This is a genomic window from Brevundimonas sp. SORGH_AS_0993 (assembly GCF_030818545.1).
In the GTDB taxonomy this organism is placed as follows: Bacteria; Pseudomonadota; Alphaproteobacteria; order Caulobacterales; family Caulobacteraceae; genus Brevundimonas.
Genome location: NZ_JAUTAH010000001.1, coordinates 2,942,815 through 2,959,053, shown reverse-complemented (window position 1 = coordinate 2,959,053; position 16,239 = coordinate 2,942,815). Strand labels below are relative to the sequence as shown.

Below are 16,239 nucleotides of genomic sequence, written 5' to 3'. Positions count from 1 at the left end.
TTGTGGCGGTTTCTAGTCTTCTCTGCGGCCATTCGTCTGTGCGCGTCCTTCCCGGAAGCGGAAGGCAGCGATCTCACGCCGCATGAACATCGGGGGACACCGAGTTCGATGATCAGTAACCGGGGATACCAAGACCATGCGTACAACCTTCGCTCACCACAGTCTTAGGACGACCATGTTGGCCACGACGGCCCTGTTCGGGGCCGCCACCGCCGCCGTCGCGCAGGAGGCGGTCGACCCGCAGCCCGCCGAAGTCGAAGAGGTCGTGGTGGTCGGCTCTCAGATCCGGGGCGCCAAGGTGACGGCGGCCCTGCCCGTGACCGTCATCGGCGAAGAGCAGATCCTGGCGACCGCAGCCTCCTCCGGCGACGAACTTCTGCGCTCCATCCCGCAAATGGGCGACGTGACCTTCAACGCCAGCTACCTGCCGGCTTCGTCCAACTCGGCGCGCGGCGACACGGGATCGGTCAACCTGAGGAACCTGGGCATCGGCAACACCCTGGTCCTGCTGAACGGCCGGCGCGTCGTGGGCCATCCGACGTCTCAGGCGAACGAGCATTTGGTGCCGGTCCTGACCTACAACACCAACGCAATTCCGGTTTCGGGCCTGAAGCGTCTGGAGGTGCTGCGCGACGGCGCGGCCGCCATCTATGGCGCGGACGCCGTGGCCGGGGTGGTCAACACCGTCCTGCGCGACGACATGACCGACTGGACCGTCTCCAGCCAGTACGGCGGGGCCGAGGGCACGGGCCTGCGCGAGTTCAACTTCTCGCTCTACGGCGGGCAGGACATCGCCGAGGGACGCGGCAACGTCTCGGCCTTCTTCAACTACGACCACCGCAGCGAATTGACCACGCTGGAGCAGCCCTACACGGCCTCGGACGACAAGCGCCCGCTGTTCGCCGGGACCGGGTTCGAGAACAATTCCGGCTTGAACGGCCTGTCGTCCCTGACGCCCTGGGGCCAGTTCACCCTGGCCAGCGGCTCGGCCAGCTATGGCGCCGTGACTGGGTTCACCACCTTCACCATCCAGCCATCGACCCTTTCAGGATGCGCCGCTGCCTTGGCCAACGGCCTGTGCCTCAAGAAGACGACCAACATCGATCCGTCCCTGTTGGCCGACACGGCTCAGGAAAACCTGACCGTCATTCCCGAGGTCGACCGCTACAACCTGTTCCTGACCGGCCGCTACAAGATCAACGACGCAGTGGAATTCTTTGGTGAACTGGGCGGTTATCGGGCCCAGTCCCATGCCCGTCAGGCGCCGATCAACACCCTGTCGTCGGTGGTCATGACCATTCCAGGGACCAACTATTACAACCCGTTCCAGCGCGACGTTCGTCTGACCGGCTACCGCTTCAACGACCTTGGGCCGATCAACGTCGACGTCACCAATGAACAGTACCGCATTCTGGGCGGCCTGCGCGGCGACTGGCGCGGCTGGCGCTGGGAATCGGCGCTGGTCTGGTCCGAGGCCTCGGCCAAGGACGTGTCGGACAACATCTCGACCACGCGGCTGGCCGAATGGGCGGCCAAATCGACGCCCGACGCCTACAACTTCTTCAACGGCGGCGACCCGGCCAGTCCGCGTTTCGGCGATTCCACCCCGTCCAACCAGGCGGCGCTGGACGCCATCCGCGTGGACATGGTGCGAAAGACCAAGACGGAGCTGGGCCTGTGGGACTTCAAGATCTCGCGCCCCGACGTCTTCCAGCTTCCGGGCGGCCCCGTCGGCATGGCCGCAGGGATCGAGTTCCGCACCGAGAGCCAGCTGGACGACCGCGACAGCCGCATCGACGGCACGATCCGCTACACCGACAAGTCGGGCGCGACCTATAGCGACCTGATCAACTCGTCCGAGAACCCCGACACCTACGGCGAACGCGACGTCTTCTCGGCCTATCTGGAGGTCGCCGCCCCGCTCGTCTCGCCCGAGATGAACATTCCGCTGGTGCATAATCTGGAGGTCCAGCTGGCGGGCCGGTTCGAGAACTATTCGGACTTCGGCGACGTGGCCAAGCCCAAGATCGCCGGCGCCTGGGACATCGTGGACGGGTTCCGCATCCGCGCCTCCTGGGCCCAGGGCTTCCGCGCGCCCAACCTGGAGCAGATCAACGCCACCGTGATCACGCGGTCCAACAGCTCCAACGACTACATCTATTGCGAGGCCCTGCTGCGTCGCGGCGCCATCACCAATATGAACCAGTGCGGCGCCAGCACAGTGTCGCAGATTCCCAACACCTTCGCCGACAAGGCCAACGCCACCCAGACCCACGTCCGCAAGCTGACGGCCGAGCGGCGGTCGGGCAATCCGAACCTTCAGCCCGAAGAGTCCGAAACCACCTCGGTCGGCGTGGTGATCCAGCCGCGCTTCCTGCCCGAGCAACTGGGGGAGTTCACCGTCACGGCGGACCTGTGGAAGGTCGAACAGACCGGCATGGTCGGCCTGTTCCGGGGGCAGAACGCCCTGATCCTGGACTATCTGCTGCGCAAGAGCGGCGGCTCAAACCCCAATGTCATACGCGCCGATCCGACGGCGGCGGACCAGGCCATCTTCGCCGGCACCGGCCTGACCCCGGTGGGCGAAGTGCAGTACATCACCGACGCCTACAGCAACCAGCAGCCCCAGACGGTCGAGGGGCTGGACCTGGGCGTGATGTGGAACCTGCGCGGCACGCGGGTCGGGGATTTCAGCCTGAACCTGAACGTCTCGCACCTGATCAAATACTATCTCGAAATGTCGCCGGGCATGCAGGATCTGCAGGCCGCGCGCGACGCCGGCTCCATCCCCGCCTCCATCACATTCGGCGGCCGGATGGGCGACCTGATCGACGACCAGGGCCGGCCGGAATGGAAGTGGTCGCTGTCGGGAAGCTGGCGCTATCAAAACCTGACGGTGGGCGCCTTCAGCCAGTATATCTCGTCCATGTACGACAGCAGCCTGGTCAATTCGACCGGCGACTACTGGACGATCGATTCGACGCTGACGGCCAACCTGTATGCCGAATATCAGTTCGATCAGGGCGCCCTGTCCGACACCTCGATCCGGCTGGGCGTGCGCAATCTCAGCGACGAACAGCCGCCCCTGTCGGCGGGAGGCTATCTCGGCACCGTGTATCAGCCCTACGGCCGCTACTGGTACGTCAACTTCCGCAAGACCTTCTAACCCTGCCCGACGGGCGGAGGGTCGCCCCTCCGCCCGTTACTTTTTCAGTCGCTTATCGGAGTTCCCCATGAAGCCCGTTTCGATGCGCGCCCTGGCCTTGGCTACGGCCCTGGCCGGTTTCAGCCTGCCGGCCGCCGCCGCAGAGCTGTCGCCCCAGGCCCGCGCCCAGATCCTGTCCACCGTCGAGCGCAACGAACCGGCCCTGGACCATGCGGCGCTGGAAATCTGGAAGTTCGCGGAGCTGGGCTATCAGGAGACGCAAAGCACCGCCCTGCTCCAGGGTCAGTTGCGCGATGCGGGCTTCACCGTCACGCCGGGGATCGCCGGAGAGCCGACCGCCTTCCTGGCCCGCTACAAGACCGGCGACGGCCCGGTCATCGCGGTGCTGGCCGAATACGACGCCCTGCCCGGCCTGTCCCAGACCCTCAGCCCGGTGCAGCAGTCAGCCGGCGCCCCGGCCGGGCACGGCTGCGGGCATAACCTGTTCGGCGCCGCCTCGGTCCAGGCCGCCATCGCGGTCAAGGACTGGATGGCCGCCAACAACATCAAGGGCGAACTGCGCGTCTATGGCACGCCCGCCGAAGAGGGCGGATCGGGCAAGGTCTATATGGTCCGCGACGGCCTGTTCGACGAAGTGGACGTCGCCGTCCACTGGCACCCCGGCGACGTCAACAGCGCCCGCCAGGGCGACACCATGGCCAATGTCTCGGGCAAGTTCCGCTTCTACGGCACGGCCGCCCACGCCGCCGCCGCGCCGGACAAGGGCCGATCGGCCCTGGACGCGGTCGAGGCCATGAACGCCATGGTCAATCTGATGCGCGAACACGTGCCCGACCGCACCCGCATCCACTATGTCATCACCGACGGCGGGCGAGCGCCGAACGTCGTCCCGGCCTATGCCGAAAGCTACTACTACGTCCGCCACACCGATCCCCAGATCGTCCGCGACGTGCTGGAGCGGGTGAAGAAGGCCGCCGACGGCGCCGCGCTGGGCACCGGCACGCGGGTCGAGTTCGAGGCCATCGGCGGCGTCTATTCCATGCTGCCGAACGAGGCCCTGATGACCGTCATGGACCGCAATCTGCGCGCCGTCGGCGGCATCGCCTGGACGCCCGAGGAGATCGCCCTGGCCGCAGAGATCCAGAAGACCCTGACCTCCAGGCCGCCGCTGTCCAGCGTGGGCGAAATCCAGCCGGCGGTGATCGGCGGCGACTTTGGCGGCTCGACCGACGTGTCGGACGTCTCCTGGGTCACGCCGACGGTCGGCCTGTCGACCGCGACATTCGTGCCGGGATCGGCGGGCCACAGTTGGCAGAACGTAGTGGCCGCCGGGTCGTCCATCGGCCTGAAGGGCGCGCACCTGGCCGCCAAGACTCTGGCCCTGACCACCGCCGAACTGTTCCAGAGCCCGGAGACCGTCGCCGCCGCCAGGGCCGAATTCGAAGGTCGCCGCGGCCCCGACTTCCAGTACCGCGCCCTGCTGGGCGACCGCGCGCCAGCTCTCAATTACAGAGACTGATCGGCTCCGACGAGGCTTCAGGCTGATTGAAGCCGGCAGTGCGACCGTTTATAGTGAGACTAAGTCCCAAAAAGTGGACAAACTATAGATGGGAAGGAAACGCGCGTGTCAGGATTGGTCGGACAACGCAGCTTGTTGCTCGGCACAGCCGCGGCGCTCCTGGCGGCGCCTTGGTGTGCAACGGCCGAGACCGTGCGCCTGGAGTCCCTGGACAGATCCGTGATCGCCGCACCGGCCAGCGAAGGCGGCGTGTTGGTGCAGTGGCGACTGAGAGCGACGGATGCGGCGAACGCGCGTTTCGACGTGTTCAAGAACGGTGTGAAGGTGGCTCGGACTGTGCCGGCCGAAGCGACGGATTGGCGCGATGCGAACGGCGACGCCCAGGCGCGTTATACGGTGCAGTTGGCCGGTGATGGGGATCAGGCCCCAGCGCTGAACCTGAACGACGGCTATCTCACAATCCCCCTGGATCGGCCTGCGGGCGGCGTAACGCCCGACGGCGTCACCTATGAATACGAGGCCAACGACGGGACGGTGGGCGATCTGGACGGCGACGGCCGTTACGAGATCGTGCTGAAGTGGCAACCGACGAACGCCAAGGACAACGCCTTCGCCGGTTTCACCGGCCCGACCCTGGTGGACGCCTATACGTTGGACGGGCGGCGGCTGTGGCGGATCGACCTGGGGCGCAACATCCGTTCCGGCGCCCACTACACCCAGATGATCGTTCAGGATTTCGACGGCGACGGCCGGGCCGAGATCGCGCTGAAGACGGCGGACGGAACGGTCGATGGAACCGGCCGCATCCTCGGCGACGGCCAGGCCGACTGGAGGGAGACGGGCGGAGAGATCACCAGCCACGACCGCACGGGCGCCGAACGCAAGGCCGACGGAACCCTGGCGGCGGGCCTGACCGGGCGCATCCTGACCGGGCCGGAGTTCATCACCGTCTTCGACGGCCGCACCGGCGCGGCCCTGGCCAGCGCGCCCTATGTCCCCTCTCGCGGCCGATCCGGCGATACGGCCAGCGCCGACGAACTGGCCGCAATATGGGGCGACGGTTACGGCAACCGATCCGAACGTTATCTAGGCGGCGCGGCCTATCTGGATGGGCGGCTGCCCAGCATCGTCATGGCGCGCGGCTATTACGGACGCACCGTGGTCGCCGCCTGGGATTGGCGCGACGGTCGGCTGAGCCAGCGCTGGGTGTTCGACAGCGACCGGGCGCCCGAAGGTTACGCCGGTCAGGGCAATCATCAGTTCAGCGTGGCGGACATCGACGGCGACGGCCGCCAGGAGATTGTCTATGGCGCCATGGCGCTGGACGACGACGGAACGCCGCTGTGGACCACGCGCGCTGGGCCACGGCGACGCCATGCATGTCAGCGATCTGGACCCGACGCGGCCGGGGCTGGAGAAGTTCGGCGTCCACGAGAACGTCGGCGGCAACGGCGGCGTCGGCTCGGCCATGGTGGACACCCGCACCGGAGAAATCCTGTGGCGCACGCCTGGCCAGCACGACGTCGGGCGCGGCGTGGCCCTCGACATCGATCCCCGCTATCCGGGCGCCGAGGTCTGGGCGTCGAACAGCAACGACCTCTATGCCGCCGACGGCCGGGTCATCTCTCCCACCCGCCCGCAACAGATGAATTTCGCCATCTGGTGGGACGGCGACGCCCTGCGTGAACTGCTGGACGGGACCCGCATCTTCAAATGGGACTGGGAGAACCCGCGGTCCGTCCCCCTGCTGACCGCCGAGGGCGCGGCCTCGAACAACGGCACCAAGGCGAACCCTGTTCTGGTCGCCGACATCCTGGGCGACTGGCGCGAAGAGGTGGTCTGGCGCACGGCGGACAGTTCGGCCCTGCGGATCTATGTGACCCCGCACCCGACCGCGATCCGCCACGTCACCTTGATGCACGACGCGCAGTATCGGTCACAGGTGTCGGGCCAGAACTCGGCTTACAATCAGCCGTCGCATCCCAGTTTCGCCTTCGATCCGGCTCCGCCTGCGGAACGCGGTCGATGAGGGCGAACCGACGCGGGATTCTTTTGGCCGCCGCCGGCCTGGCCGGATGCGCGGCCCTGCCCCGGCCCGGCGCCCGGCGCCTTTACACCGACGATTTCCGCCACGGTATGGATCGGTGGCTGGTCGAACTGGAGCAGGGACAGGGAACCGTGCGCGCCGCCGACGGGGCGATGACCTTCGATGTGCCCAAGGGGGCCACCGCCTGGTTCCGGCCTGAACTGACCTCGCCGGTCGAAATCCGCTTCAAGGCCGAAGCCGTGTTCGCCGGCGGCGCCCATGACCGGGTCAGCGATCTGAACTGCTTCTGGATGGCCGATGATCCGCGCAGTCCCGGCGATCTGCTCGCACGCCCCCGGTCGGGGGCCTTCGCCGACTATGACACGCTGCGGACCTATTATGTCGGGCTGGGCGGCAACTCGAACACCTCATCGCGTTTCCGCCGCTATGTCGGGAACGGAGAAAGGCCGCTGCTGCCCCAGCACGACCTGTCGGCGCCGGAAGACCTGATCGTCGCCAATCGCCCCTACCACATCCGCCTGATCGCGGACGGATCGCGCATCGAATACTGGCGCGACGACCGGCGCATGTTCGCCCTGAACGATCCCGCCCCCTATCGCCGCGGATGGTTCGGCCTGCGCACCACCTGGAATCACATGACCGTCCGGGACTTCTCGGTCTGGACCGTCGCCTAGTTTGAGGAAGCCGATGAAGAAGCACGCCCTGATCCTGGCGTTGGCCCTGGCGGCCCTCGCCCCCAGCGCCCAGGCGCAAAGCCACTGGGCGCGAAGCTGGAACGCCTCGCCCCTGGCCGCCGCACCCGACCGCCGCCCTCCGACGCTGAAGGATGTCACCGTGCGTCAGGTGGTTCGCGTCAGCGCGGGCGGCGACCGCTTCCGGCTGCGGCTGTCCAACGAATACGGCTCGACCGCCGCGCGGATCGGACGGGTGCGGATCGTGCAGCTGGCCGACGACGGAAAGCCCGTGCCCGGCACGGCGCGCGACCTGACCTTTGACGGCGCGGCTGGCGCCCTGCTGGCCCCGGAAGCGCCCCTGCTCAGCGATCCAGTCGATCTGGCCCTGCCTGCGCTAAGCCGCCTGTCGATCAGCCTTTATCTGCCCGATGAGGTCGCCGATCCCACCATCCACCTGCTGGGCCTGTCTTCGGCCTGGGTCGCGCCTGGCGACCAGACGGCGGCCGACCAGTTGACCGATCCGACCCTGGTGACGCAGCGCCTTCTGATCTCGGGCGTCGATGTGGAGCGGGCCGAGGCTGGTCGGGTGATCGTGACCTTGGGCGATTCCATCACCGACGGCGCCAACGGCACACGCGACGCCGACCAGCGCTGGCCCGACCTGCTGGCGCGCCGTCTGCAGGCGGCGGGCCTGACCTCGGTGGCGGTCGCCAATGCCGGGATTTCCGGCAACCGAATCCTGAAGCCAAAGCCCGGCCTGGGTGTCGCCGCCCTGGCCCGGTTCGACCGCGACGTGCTGGCCGTGCCCGGCGCGACCGACGTGATCGTGCTGGAGGGCGTCAATGACTTCGGCATGGCCTGGCGCGACCACGACCCTCAACCGCCGACCCCGGCGGACCTGATCGCCGGTTACCGCCAGATGATCGCCCGCGCCCATGCGGCCGGCCTGAAGATCAGGCTGGCGACCATCCTGCCCTACAAGGACGCCAACTATTGGTCCAAACAGGGCGAGGCGACGCGCCAGGCCCTGAACGCCTGGATTCGCACCAGCGGAGAGGCGGACGGCGTCATCGACTTCGACGCCGTGATGCGCGATCCGGCCGAGCCGCTGAAACTGGCCGCCGCCTACGACAGCGGCGACCATCTGCACCCCAACGATGCGGGCTTCCGCGCCATGGCCGACGCCATCGACCTGACGCCCTATCGCTGAACCCGAATGGCGGCCTGACGCGGATCAGGCCGCCAGCATCTCGCGGGTCATGCCGGCGACGGACTTGGCCCCGGTCAGGGTCATGGCGACGCGCATTTCCTTTTCGAACAGGTCCAGCAGGTTCTCGACGCCCGCCTGACCGTTCGCCGCCAGCGCATAGACGAAGGCCCGGCCCAGCAGGACCACGTCGGCGCCCAGCGAGATCGCCCGCACCACGTCCAGACCGTTGCGAACCCCGGAATCGGCCAGGATCGTCAGATCGCCCTGCACCGCCTCGGCGATGGCCGGCAGGGCGCGGGCCGAGGACAACACCCCGTCCAGCTGACGCCCGCCATGGTTCGACACCACGATCCCGTCGGCGCCGAAACTGACGGCGTCGCGGGCGTCCTGCGGATCAAGCACGCCCTTGATGATCATCGGCCCGTCCCAGAAGTCGCGGATCCACTGCAGGTCCTTCCACGAGATCGACGGATCGAAGTTGTTCGCCAGCCAGCCGATATAGTCGGCCAGGCCCGTCGGCTTGCCCAGATAGGCCGAGACATTGCCCAGATCGTGCGGCGTGCCGCGCAGACCCACGTCGAAGGCCCACATCGGATGGGTCATGGCCTGGATCATGCGTCGCAACGATGCGTTCGGCCCGCTCATGCCCGAATGGGCGTCGCGGTATCGGGCGCCGGGGGTCGGCATGTCGACGGTGAAGACCAGGGTCTTCACCCCCGCCGCCTTCGCCCGCTCCAGCGCGTTCTTCATGAAGCCCCGGTCGCGCAGCACATAGAGCTGGAACCACATGGGCCGATCGATGGCTTGCGCCACCTCCTCGATCGGGCAGACCGAGACGGTGGAAAGGGTGAAGGGCACCCCGCGCGAGGCCGCCGCCCGGGCCGCCTGCACCTCGCCGCGCCGTGCGTACATCCCCGTCAGTCCCACCGGCGCCAGCACGACGGGCAGGCGCAGCGTCTCATCGAACAGCTTTGTCTCAAGGCTGAGGCTGGTCATATCCTGGAGCACGCGCTGGCGCAGGGCGATGGCCTGCCAGTCCTCGACATTGCGGCGCAGGGTCTGCTCCGCATAGGCGCCGCCATCGATATAGTGGAACAGGAAGGGCGGCAGCCTGCGCCGCGCGGCCTCGCGATAGTCGCTGGGGGACGAGATGATCATGGCCGCGTCTTACTGGAAGTTGGCGAAGGCCCCGCCGTCGACCAGCAGGGCGGCGCCGGACATATAGCTGGCCATGTCCGAGGACAGGAAGGCCACGACCGAGGCGATGTCCTCCGGCCGACCCAGCCGACCCAGCGGAATGCGGCCTTCCATATATTCGCGCTTCGCCGGATCGGCGAGGTCGTCCTTGTTGATGTCGGTGGCGATGGTGCCGGGCAGCACCGAATTGCAGCGGATGCCGTGTTTGCCCAGCGCGACGGCGCAGGACTGCATCAGGCTGTGAACGCCAGCCTTGGTCGGGGTGTAATGGGTCTGCATCTCGCCGCCGACCAAGGCCGAGATCGAGCTGATCGCCACGATGGCGCCGCCCCTTCCCTCGGAATCTTGGCCCTGCTTGACCATCTGGTTCGCCGCCGCCTGCACCATGAAATAGGCGCCGTGCAGATTGACCTCCATCGTCCGCCGCAGGGTCTCGACCGGCATGTCGAGGAAGGCGTGGAACGGGCAGATGCCGGCGTTTGAGACGAAGACGTCCACCCGGCCCAGGGCCTGAACGGCGGCGGCGACGAACTGCGTCGCGCTGTCCGGCTGGGCCACGTCGCCGTCGACGGCGATCGCGCGGCGGCCCAGGGCCTCGATGTCGGCGACCACCTCGGCGGCGGCGGCCTCATCCCGGAAGGTGTTGATCGCGACGTCGGCGCCCTGGCGCGCGGCCTCTATCGCCGTCGCCCGCCCGATGCCCCGCGACGCCCCGGTGATCAGGACGACCTTGTTTTCAAGCAGCATGAGGGCTCCGGCGATTGTTCGGTTTCAGGTTTTGGGCGACCAGCCCAGGTCGGCGCTGATGGCGTCGGCGGCTTCAGTGACGGTTTTGGTCAGTTCGGTCATCCGCGCATCGGACATATATTGCGCGGCGGAGGAGACGCTGAGGGCGGCGACGATGTGCCCGTCCACCGCGCGGATCGGCGCGGCGACACAGCGGATCTGGTCCTCGTTCTCCTCCAAGTCGAAGGCGTAACCCTTTTGAGCGTAGGCGTGCATCCGCTCCAGCCAGACGGCGCGGGCCGCCGAATCGAACGTGGCTCCCGGCTCGGCGTAGAAGTCGATCCAGTCCGCCTCGGTCTTGTCCAGGATCAGCGCCTTGCCCAGGCCCGTCGAGGCGATGGGGTGCCGCTCGCCCAGGCGCGAACCGATGTTGATCCGCCTGCGTCCCGCGACCTTGTCCAGATACAGTGCATAACGCCCGTCCAGCACGCCCAGATGCACGGTGTCGTCCGTCGCCGCCGACAGTTGCTCCAGCCAGGGTCGGGCCACGCGCGGCAGATGCATCTGCTGACTGGCGGCATGGCCCAGCTCCAGCAGTTTGGGACCGAGGCTGTAGCCCTCGCGCGGACGGAACGACAGCAGCCGCCGCTCGACCAGGGCCGAGGCCAGACGGTGGGTGGTGCTGCGCGTCAGGTCCAGCTTTTCGGATAGCTCGGCCAGTGGCAGGGAGCCGTCGATCAGGGCGTCGATCACGTCCAGACCGCGCAGCAGGGTCTGGCTGCCGGACGCCTTGGCGCCGACCTCTTCATCCCCATCGACCTGTGCGGTCTTGATTGACGGCGTTCGTCCCATTTCGTAATCCTCATTCTCAGAATGTAGCAAAACGCGCAAGTCGCTCCGCCACACGAGCCTGACTTTGACGCCATGCACGGAGGAACGCTAGTGAAATCCCGCATTATGGGAGCGAATTGCCAAGCTTTGGTGATGACGCGATGAGCCGCCTGCCCCGCATCAAACATGTGCGCGCCTTCGTCGTGAAGAACGACGGGACCGGGGGCGGCGCCGACTATCACGACCAGGGCGACGGCCATTGGATCGACGACCACATCGCCACCCCGATGGCCAAATATCCCGAGTACCGCCAGAGCCGCCGCAGCTTCGGCATCAACGTCCTGGGCACCCTGGTCGTGGAGATCGAGGCCGAGAACGGCGTGGTCGGCTTCGCCGTGACCACCGGCGGCGAACCGGCGGCCTATATCGTCGAGAAACACCTGGCCCGCTTCCTGGAAGGCCGCGATCCGTCCGAGGTCGAGAAGATCTGGGACCAGATGTATTTCTCCACCCAGTATTACGGCCGCAAGGGTCTGGTGGTGAACGCCATCTCCGGCGTCGATCTGGCGCTGTGGGACCTGTTGGGCCGGCTGCGTCAGGAGCCGGTCTTCGCCATGCTGGGCGGGGCGGTGCGCGACGAACTGACCTTCTACGCCACCGGCGCGCGGCCCGACAAAGCCAAGGAACTGGGCTTCATCGGCGGGAAGATGCCCCTGCACCACGGTCCGGCCGAAGGCGAAGAGGGCCTGCACAAGAATCTGGCCGAGCTGGAGGCCATGCGCAACGCCTGCGGCGACGACTTCTGGCTGATGTTCGACTGCTGGATGGCGCTGGACCTGAACTACGCCACCCGTCTGGCCCACGAGGCCCACAAACTGGGTCTGAAGTGGATCGAGGAGGCCCTCAGCCCCGACGACTACTGGGGCTATCAGGCGCTGAAGAAGAATGCGCCCAAGGGGATGCTGGTCACGACCGGCGAGCATGAGGCCACCCGCTGGGGCTTCCGCATGCTGTTGGAAATGGAATGCTGCGACATCATCCAGCCGGACGTGGGTTGGTGCGGCGGCGTGACCGAACTGATCAAGATCTCCGCCATGGCCGACGCCAAGGGCGTGCTGATGATCCCGCACGGGTCGTCGGTCTATTCCTACCACTTCGTGGTGACGCGCCATAACAGCCCGTTCGCCGAGTTCCTGATGATGGCCCCCGGCGCCGACGAGGTCGTGCCCATGTTCCATCCGCAGCTGATCGGCGAGCCGGTTCCCGTGAACGGCCGCCTGAAGGTTCCCGACACCCCCGGTTTCGGCGTCGAGCTGAACCGCGACATCGCCCTGCACCGCCCTTACGCGCGTTAAGACGAAAGCCCCTCCTCCACCATGAAACTGCTGCGTTACGGCCCCAAGGGCCAGGAAAAGCCGGGCACACTGGACGCCGAAGGGCGCATCCGCGACCTGTCGGGCGTCGTCGCCGACATCACCCCGGATCAACTGCACGGCCCGGCGCTCGACGCCCTGAAGGCCATCGACCCGGCTGCGCTTCCGCTGGTCGAGGGCCAGCCGCGTTACGGCGTGCCGGTCAACGGCAGCCGCAAATTCATCGCCATCGGCCTGAACTTCGCCGACCACGCGGCGGAATCCAACCTGCCGATCCCCGAGGAGCCGGTCGTCTTCACCAAGGCCATCACCTGCCTGAACGGGCCGAACGACGACGTGGTGATCCCGCGCGGTTCGCAGAAGACCGACTGGGAGGTCGAGCTGGGCGTCGTCATCGGCAAGCCCGCCTCCTATGTGACCAAGGAGCAGGCCCTGGACCACGTCGCGGGCTATGTGCTGATCAACGACGTGTCCGAGCGCGCCTATCAGACCGAGCGCGGCGGCACCTGGGACAAGGGCAAGGGCTGCGACACCTTCGGCCCGGTCGGCCCGTGGATCGTGACCGCAGACGAAGTCGGCGACGTCCAGAACCTGGACATGTGGCTGGATCTGAACGGCCAGCGGATGCAGACCGGCAACACCAAAACCATGATCTTCGGCGTCGCCGAGATCGTCTCCTATCTGTCGGAGTTCATGACGCTGGAGCCCGGCGACCTGATCACCACCGGCACGCCCCCCGGCGTGGGCCTGGGCCAGAAACCGCCGCTGTATCTGAAACCCGGCGACACGGTCCGCCTGGGCATCGAAAAGCTGGGCGAACAAGGCCAGACCTTCGTGGAGTGGACCCGATGAACGCCTATCGGGATCGTTTCGCGGGCCGCGCCGCCGTGATCACCGGCGGCGCCTCGGGCCTGGGCAAGGCCGCCGCCGCCCGCATCGTCGCCGAGGGCGGAAAGGTCGCCCTGTGGGACCTGAACGCCGACGCCCTGAAGGCTGCGGCCGAAGAGGTGGGCGCCAGCCACGTCGTGGCCCTGGACGTCGCCGACGCGGACGCCGTCGCCGCAGCGGCCGAGCAGTCGCATCAGGCGCTGGGCCGTATCGACGTCCTGATCGCCTCGGCCGGCATCACCGGCGCCACGGTTCCGGTGCAGGACTTCCCACTCGACAGCTGGCGTCGCGTCGTGGACATCAATCTGAACGGCGTCTTCTATTGCTGCCGCGCCATCGTGCCCCTGATGCTGGCCAACGGCTATGGCCGGATCGTCAACGTCGCCTCGGTCGCGGGCAAGGAGGGCAATCCCAACGCCAGCGCCTATTCCGCCTCCAAGGCCGGGGTCATCGGCTTCACCAAGTCGTTGGGCAAGGAACTGGCCGGCAAGGGCGTCATCGCCAACAGCCTGACCCCCGCCACCTTCGAAAGCCCGATCCTGGAGCAGTTGCCGCAGAGCCAGGTCGACTACATGCGCTCCAAAATCCCCATGGGCCGCCTGGGCGAAGTCGAGGAAAGCGCCGCCATGGTCTGCTTCATGGCGTCCGAAGAATGCAGCTTCACCACCGCCTCGACGTTCGACACGTCCGGCGGTCGGACAACCTACTAGGGGCAGGCGACATGGGCGGCTGGATTTTCGGACGCCTGAACGCCCGTTTCGTTGCGGGCGCGGCCTGTGTCGCGCTGACCGTCTGCGGCCTGTTCGGCCCCCTGCCGTGGAGCCTAGCCCAGGCGCAGGCGGTCGATGCGCCTATCAGCCTCGGTCAGGACGACCTGCTCCAGACCCGGCGCTACGCCCTGCGGCCAGGCGACGACGACACGTCCCTGACCCTTTTCGCCCCGCAGAACGGGCGACGCAGCGGCGCGGCCGTCATCATCGCGCCCGGCGGCGGCTATGTGGGTCTGGCCGGAAATCTGGAGGGACGCCAGGTCGCCGACTGGTTCGCCGCGCGCGGCGTGACTGCCTTCGTCCTCCAATATCGCTACGGCGCGCGACACCCCCTGCCCCAACCCATCGAAGACGGCGAGCGCGCGGTGCGGTTCGTCCGCGCCAACGCCCGGGCCATGGGCCTCGATCCCGACCGCATCGGCCTGATGGGCTTTTCGGCCGGGGGCCACCTGGCCGCCATGACGGTCGGTCTGTCCGACGCCGGCGACCCCGCCGCAGTCGACGCGGTGGAGCGCGTGTCCAGCCGGCCGGACTTTCTGGTTCTGGCCTATCCCTGGCTGGAGGCGACGACCATTAACGCCGAGGGCGGCTCCGAATACTGCCGCTTCGCCGCCCGCGCCCACTGGGACTGCAGACCTGCGGACTTCGCCGCCTACACGCCCTTGCCGGACATGGTCGCCAAGGCGCCGCCGACCTTCATCTATCACACCACCGACGACGCCTTGACGCCTGTGCGGGGTTCGGTCGCCCTGTATTCGGCCCTGGCGACGGCCGGAAAGGACGTGGAGATGCATCTCTTCGCCCATGGTTCGCACGGATCGGGAATGGGCGGCGCGGACCCCGCCCTGAGCCTTTGGCCGCAGGCCCTGGAGGCCTGGCTGCGGGCGCGCGGCTATTTCAGCAAGGAGGCGCAGCCCGCGTCATGACGTCCGATCTTCGCATCGTCGATCCCCACGTCCACCTGTGGGACCTGTCACGCGCGCGCTACGGCTGGCTGCAGGACGATCCCCTGCCGAACAATCCGGCCGGCGACATGACCGCCATCGCCCATCGGAACTATCTGCTGGACGACTATCTGGCCGACACGGCCGGCTGGCGGGTGGACAAGATCGTCCACGTCGAGGCCGGCCAGCCGATCGGTCAGCAGTTGGGCGAGACCGACTGGCTTCAGGCCATGGCCGATCGAAACGGCTATCCCCACGGCATCGTCGCCGGCGCCGATCTGCTGGACCCCGATCTGGACGCCCTGCTGGAGGCCCACGCCGCGCGCGCCAACGTGCGGGGCGTTCGCCAGATCGTCTGCTGGCATGCCGATCCGCTGAAGACCTACACCGACCGCGATCTTCTGGCCGATCCGCAATGGGTCGCCGGCTTCGCGCGGCTGGCGCAACACGGCCTGTCGTTCGATCTTCAGCTCTATCCGTCGCAGATGGCGACGGCGGCCGTCATCGCCGCGCGCCATCCCGACATTCCGATGATCATCAATCACGCCGGCCTGCCGACAGACCGCGACGCAGAGGGCCTGGCCTTATGGCGTCAGGGCTTGCGTCTTCTGGCGGCCAATCCCCACGTCTCGATCAAGATTTCGGGCCTGGGCATCACCGACCGCGCCTGGACGATCGAGAGCCTGCGCCCCATCGTTCTGGAGTGCATCGACGCTTTTGGAACCAAGCGCGCCATGTTCGCCTCGGACTTCCCCGTGGAAAGCGTCCACGGCGGTTTCGGCGACTTCTACGCCGCCTTCGACGCCATCACGGCCGACTTCTCAGCCGAGGAACGGGATCGCCTGTTCGCGGCCAACGCCGAAGGGATCTACCGCCTCTGACACGGCCGCTGGG

At 67.3% G+C, this 16,239-nt stretch carries 13 protein-coding genes and 1 pseudogene; 11 read left to right on the top strand and 3 right to left on the bottom strand.

Translation table 11 applies throughout. The features are described from left to right. The first annotated feature begins 175 nt into the window (after positions 1 to 175). From QE389_RS14500 to QE389_RS14475, 6 genes and pseudogenes are all read left to right on the top strand, one after another. Positions 176 to 3,166, top strand: a complete 2,991-nt coding sequence (locus QE389_RS14500) for a TonB-dependent receptor domain-containing protein (RefSeq protein WP_307368788.1) — start codon at positions 176 to 178, stop codon at positions 3,164 to 3,166. A 67-nt stretch (positions 3,167 to 3,233) separates the two neighbouring features. After that, positions 3,234 to 4,685 carry an amidohydrolase gene (locus QE389_RS14495; RefSeq protein ID WP_307368785.1) on the top strand — a complete coding sequence of 484 codons (1,452 nt, stop codon included), beginning with the start codon at positions 3,234 to 3,236 and terminating at the stop codon, positions 4,683 to 4,685. A 105-nt stretch (positions 4,686 to 4,790) separates the two neighbouring features. Next, a pseudogene (locus QE389_RS14490) lies at positions 4,791 to 5,996 on the top strand (hypothetical protein); the annotation flags it as partial. Continuing rightward, positions 5,992 to 6,714, top strand: a complete 723-nt coding sequence (locus QE389_RS14730) for a hypothetical protein (RefSeq protein ID WP_373458324.1) — start codon at positions 5,992 to 5,994, stop codon at positions 6,712 to 6,714. The pseudogene QE389_RS14490 and the gene QE389_RS14730, both read left to right, overlap by 5 nt. Next, a complete protein-coding gene (locus QE389_RS14480) occupies positions 6,711 to 7,406 on the top strand; it encodes a DUF6250 domain-containing protein (protein WP_307368778.1) in 696 nt (231 codons plus the stop codon). Before QE389_RS14730 ends, QE389_RS14480 begins: the two co-directional genes overlap by 4 nt. Positions 7,407 to 7,419: 13 nt before the next feature. Next, complete coding sequence (locus QE389_RS14475) at positions 7,420 to 8,616, top strand: SGNH/GDSL hydrolase family protein (RefSeq protein ID WP_307368775.1); 1,197 nt, start codon at positions 7,420 to 7,422, stop codon at positions 8,614 to 8,616. Positions 8,617 to 8,640: 24 nt separating this feature from the next. Here the strand turns inward: QE389_RS14475 and lldD are convergent, their stop codons facing one another. From lldD to QE389_RS14460, 3 genes are read right to left on the bottom strand one after another with little or no spacing between them, the layout of a single operon-like run. After that, entirely contained in the window at positions 8,641 to 9,774 is a 1,134-nt protein-coding gene (lldD, locus tag QE389_RS14470) for an FMN-dependent L-lactate dehydrogenase LldD (protein ID WP_307368773.1), read from the bottom strand. Between the two features lie 9 nt (positions 9,775 to 9,783). Then, the gene (locus tag QE389_RS14465) at positions 9,784 to 10,560 is read right to left on the bottom strand and encodes an SDR family NAD(P)-dependent oxidoreductase (protein ID WP_307368769.1); all 777 of its coding nucleotides are present in this window, start codon (positions 10,558 to 10,560) and stop codon (positions 9,784 to 9,786) included. A gap of 24 nt (positions 10,561 to 10,584) precedes the next feature. Further along, positions 10,585 to 11,391 (bottom strand): IclR family transcriptional regulator, encoded by an 807-nt coding sequence (locus QE389_RS14460; protein WP_307368767.1) that lies wholly within the window; start codon positions 11,389 to 11,391, stop codon positions 10,585 to 10,587. Between the two features lie 140 nt (positions 11,392 to 11,531). Between QE389_RS14460 and rhmD the strand changes: the two genes are divergently transcribed. From rhmD to QE389_RS14435, 5 genes are read left to right on the top strand one after another with little or no spacing between them, the layout of a single operon-like run. Further along, positions 11,532 to 12,725: an L-rhamnonate dehydratase gene (gene rhmD / locus QE389_RS14455; protein ID WP_307368764.1), complete on the top strand. Its 1,194-nt coding sequence runs from the start codon at positions 11,532 to 11,534 to the stop codon at positions 12,723 to 12,725. Between the two features lie 21 nt (positions 12,726 to 12,746). Continuing rightward, on the top strand, positions 12,747 to 13,595 hold the full coding sequence (locus QE389_RS14450; RefSeq protein WP_307368762.1) for a fumarylacetoacetate hydrolase family protein: 849 nt from the start codon (positions 12,747 to 12,749) through the stop codon (positions 13,593 to 13,595). Further along, positions 13,592 to 14,341 (top strand): SDR family NAD(P)-dependent oxidoreductase, encoded by a 750-nt coding sequence (locus tag QE389_RS14445; protein WP_307368761.1) that lies wholly within the window; start codon positions 13,592 to 13,594, stop codon positions 14,339 to 14,341. Before QE389_RS14450 ends, QE389_RS14445 begins: the two co-directional genes overlap by 4 nt. Positions 14,342 to 14,352: 11 nt before the next feature. Beyond that, positions 14,353 to 15,327, top strand: coding sequence for an alpha/beta hydrolase (locus tag QE389_RS14440; RefSeq protein ID WP_307368759.1), 975 nt, complete (start codon positions 14,353 to 14,355; stop codon positions 15,325 to 15,327). Further along, entirely contained in the window at positions 15,324 to 16,226 is a 903-nt protein-coding gene (locus QE389_RS14435; RefSeq protein ID WP_307368756.1) for an amidohydrolase, read from the top strand. Before QE389_RS14440 ends, QE389_RS14435 begins: the two co-directional genes overlap by 4 nt. Positions 16,227 to 16,239 lie beyond the last annotated feature (13 nt).

What these genes read in the sequence shown, in the direction of transcription:
- QE389_RS14500 (WP_307368788.1), top strand. Translation starts at nt 176, where the DNA reads ATGTTGGCCACGACGGCCCTGTTCGGGGCCGCCACCGCCGCCGTCGCG.
- QE389_RS14495 (WP_307368785.1), top strand. Translation starts at nt 3,234, where the DNA reads ATGAAGCCCGTTTCGATGCGCGCCCTGGCCTTGGCTACGGCCCTGGCC.
- QE389_RS14730 (WP_373458324.1), top strand. Translation starts at nt 5,992, where the DNA reads ATGGCGCCATGGCGCTGGACGACGACGGAACGCCGCTGTGGACCACGC.
- QE389_RS14480 (WP_307368778.1), top strand. Translation starts at nt 6,711, where the DNA reads ATGAGGGCGAACCGACGCGGGATTCTTTTGGCCGCCGCCGGCCTGGCC.
- QE389_RS14475 (WP_307368775.1), top strand. Translation starts at nt 7,420, where the DNA reads ATGAAGAAGCACGCCCTGATCCTGGCGTTGGCCCTGGCGGCCCTCGCC.
- lldD (WP_307368773.1), bottom strand. Translation starts at nt 9,774, where the DNA reads ATGATCATCTCGTCCCCCAGCGACTATCGCGAGGCCGCGCGGCGCAGG.
- QE389_RS14465 (WP_307368769.1), bottom strand. Translation starts at nt 10,560, where the DNA reads ATGCTGCTTGAAAACAAGGTCGTCCTGATCACCGGGGCGTCGCGGGGC.
- QE389_RS14460 (WP_307368767.1), bottom strand. Translation starts at nt 11,391, where the DNA reads ATGGGACGAACGCCGTCAATCAAGACCGCACAGGTCGATGGGGATGAA.
- rhmD (WP_307368764.1), top strand. Translation starts at nt 11,532, where the DNA reads ATGAGCCGCCTGCCCCGCATCAAACATGTGCGCGCCTTCGTCGTGAAG.
- QE389_RS14450 (WP_307368762.1), top strand. Translation starts at nt 12,747, where the DNA reads ATGAAACTGCTGCGTTACGGCCCCAAGGGCCAGGAAAAGCCGGGCACA.
- QE389_RS14445 (WP_307368761.1), top strand. Translation starts at nt 13,592, where the DNA reads ATGAACGCCTATCGGGATCGTTTCGCGGGCCGCGCCGCCGTGATCACC.
- QE389_RS14440 (WP_307368759.1), top strand. Translation starts at nt 14,353, where the DNA reads ATGGGCGGCTGGATTTTCGGACGCCTGAACGCCCGTTTCGTTGCGGGC.
- QE389_RS14435 (WP_307368756.1), top strand. Translation starts at nt 15,324, where the DNA reads ATGACGTCCGATCTTCGCATCGTCGATCCCCACGTCCACCTGTGGGAC.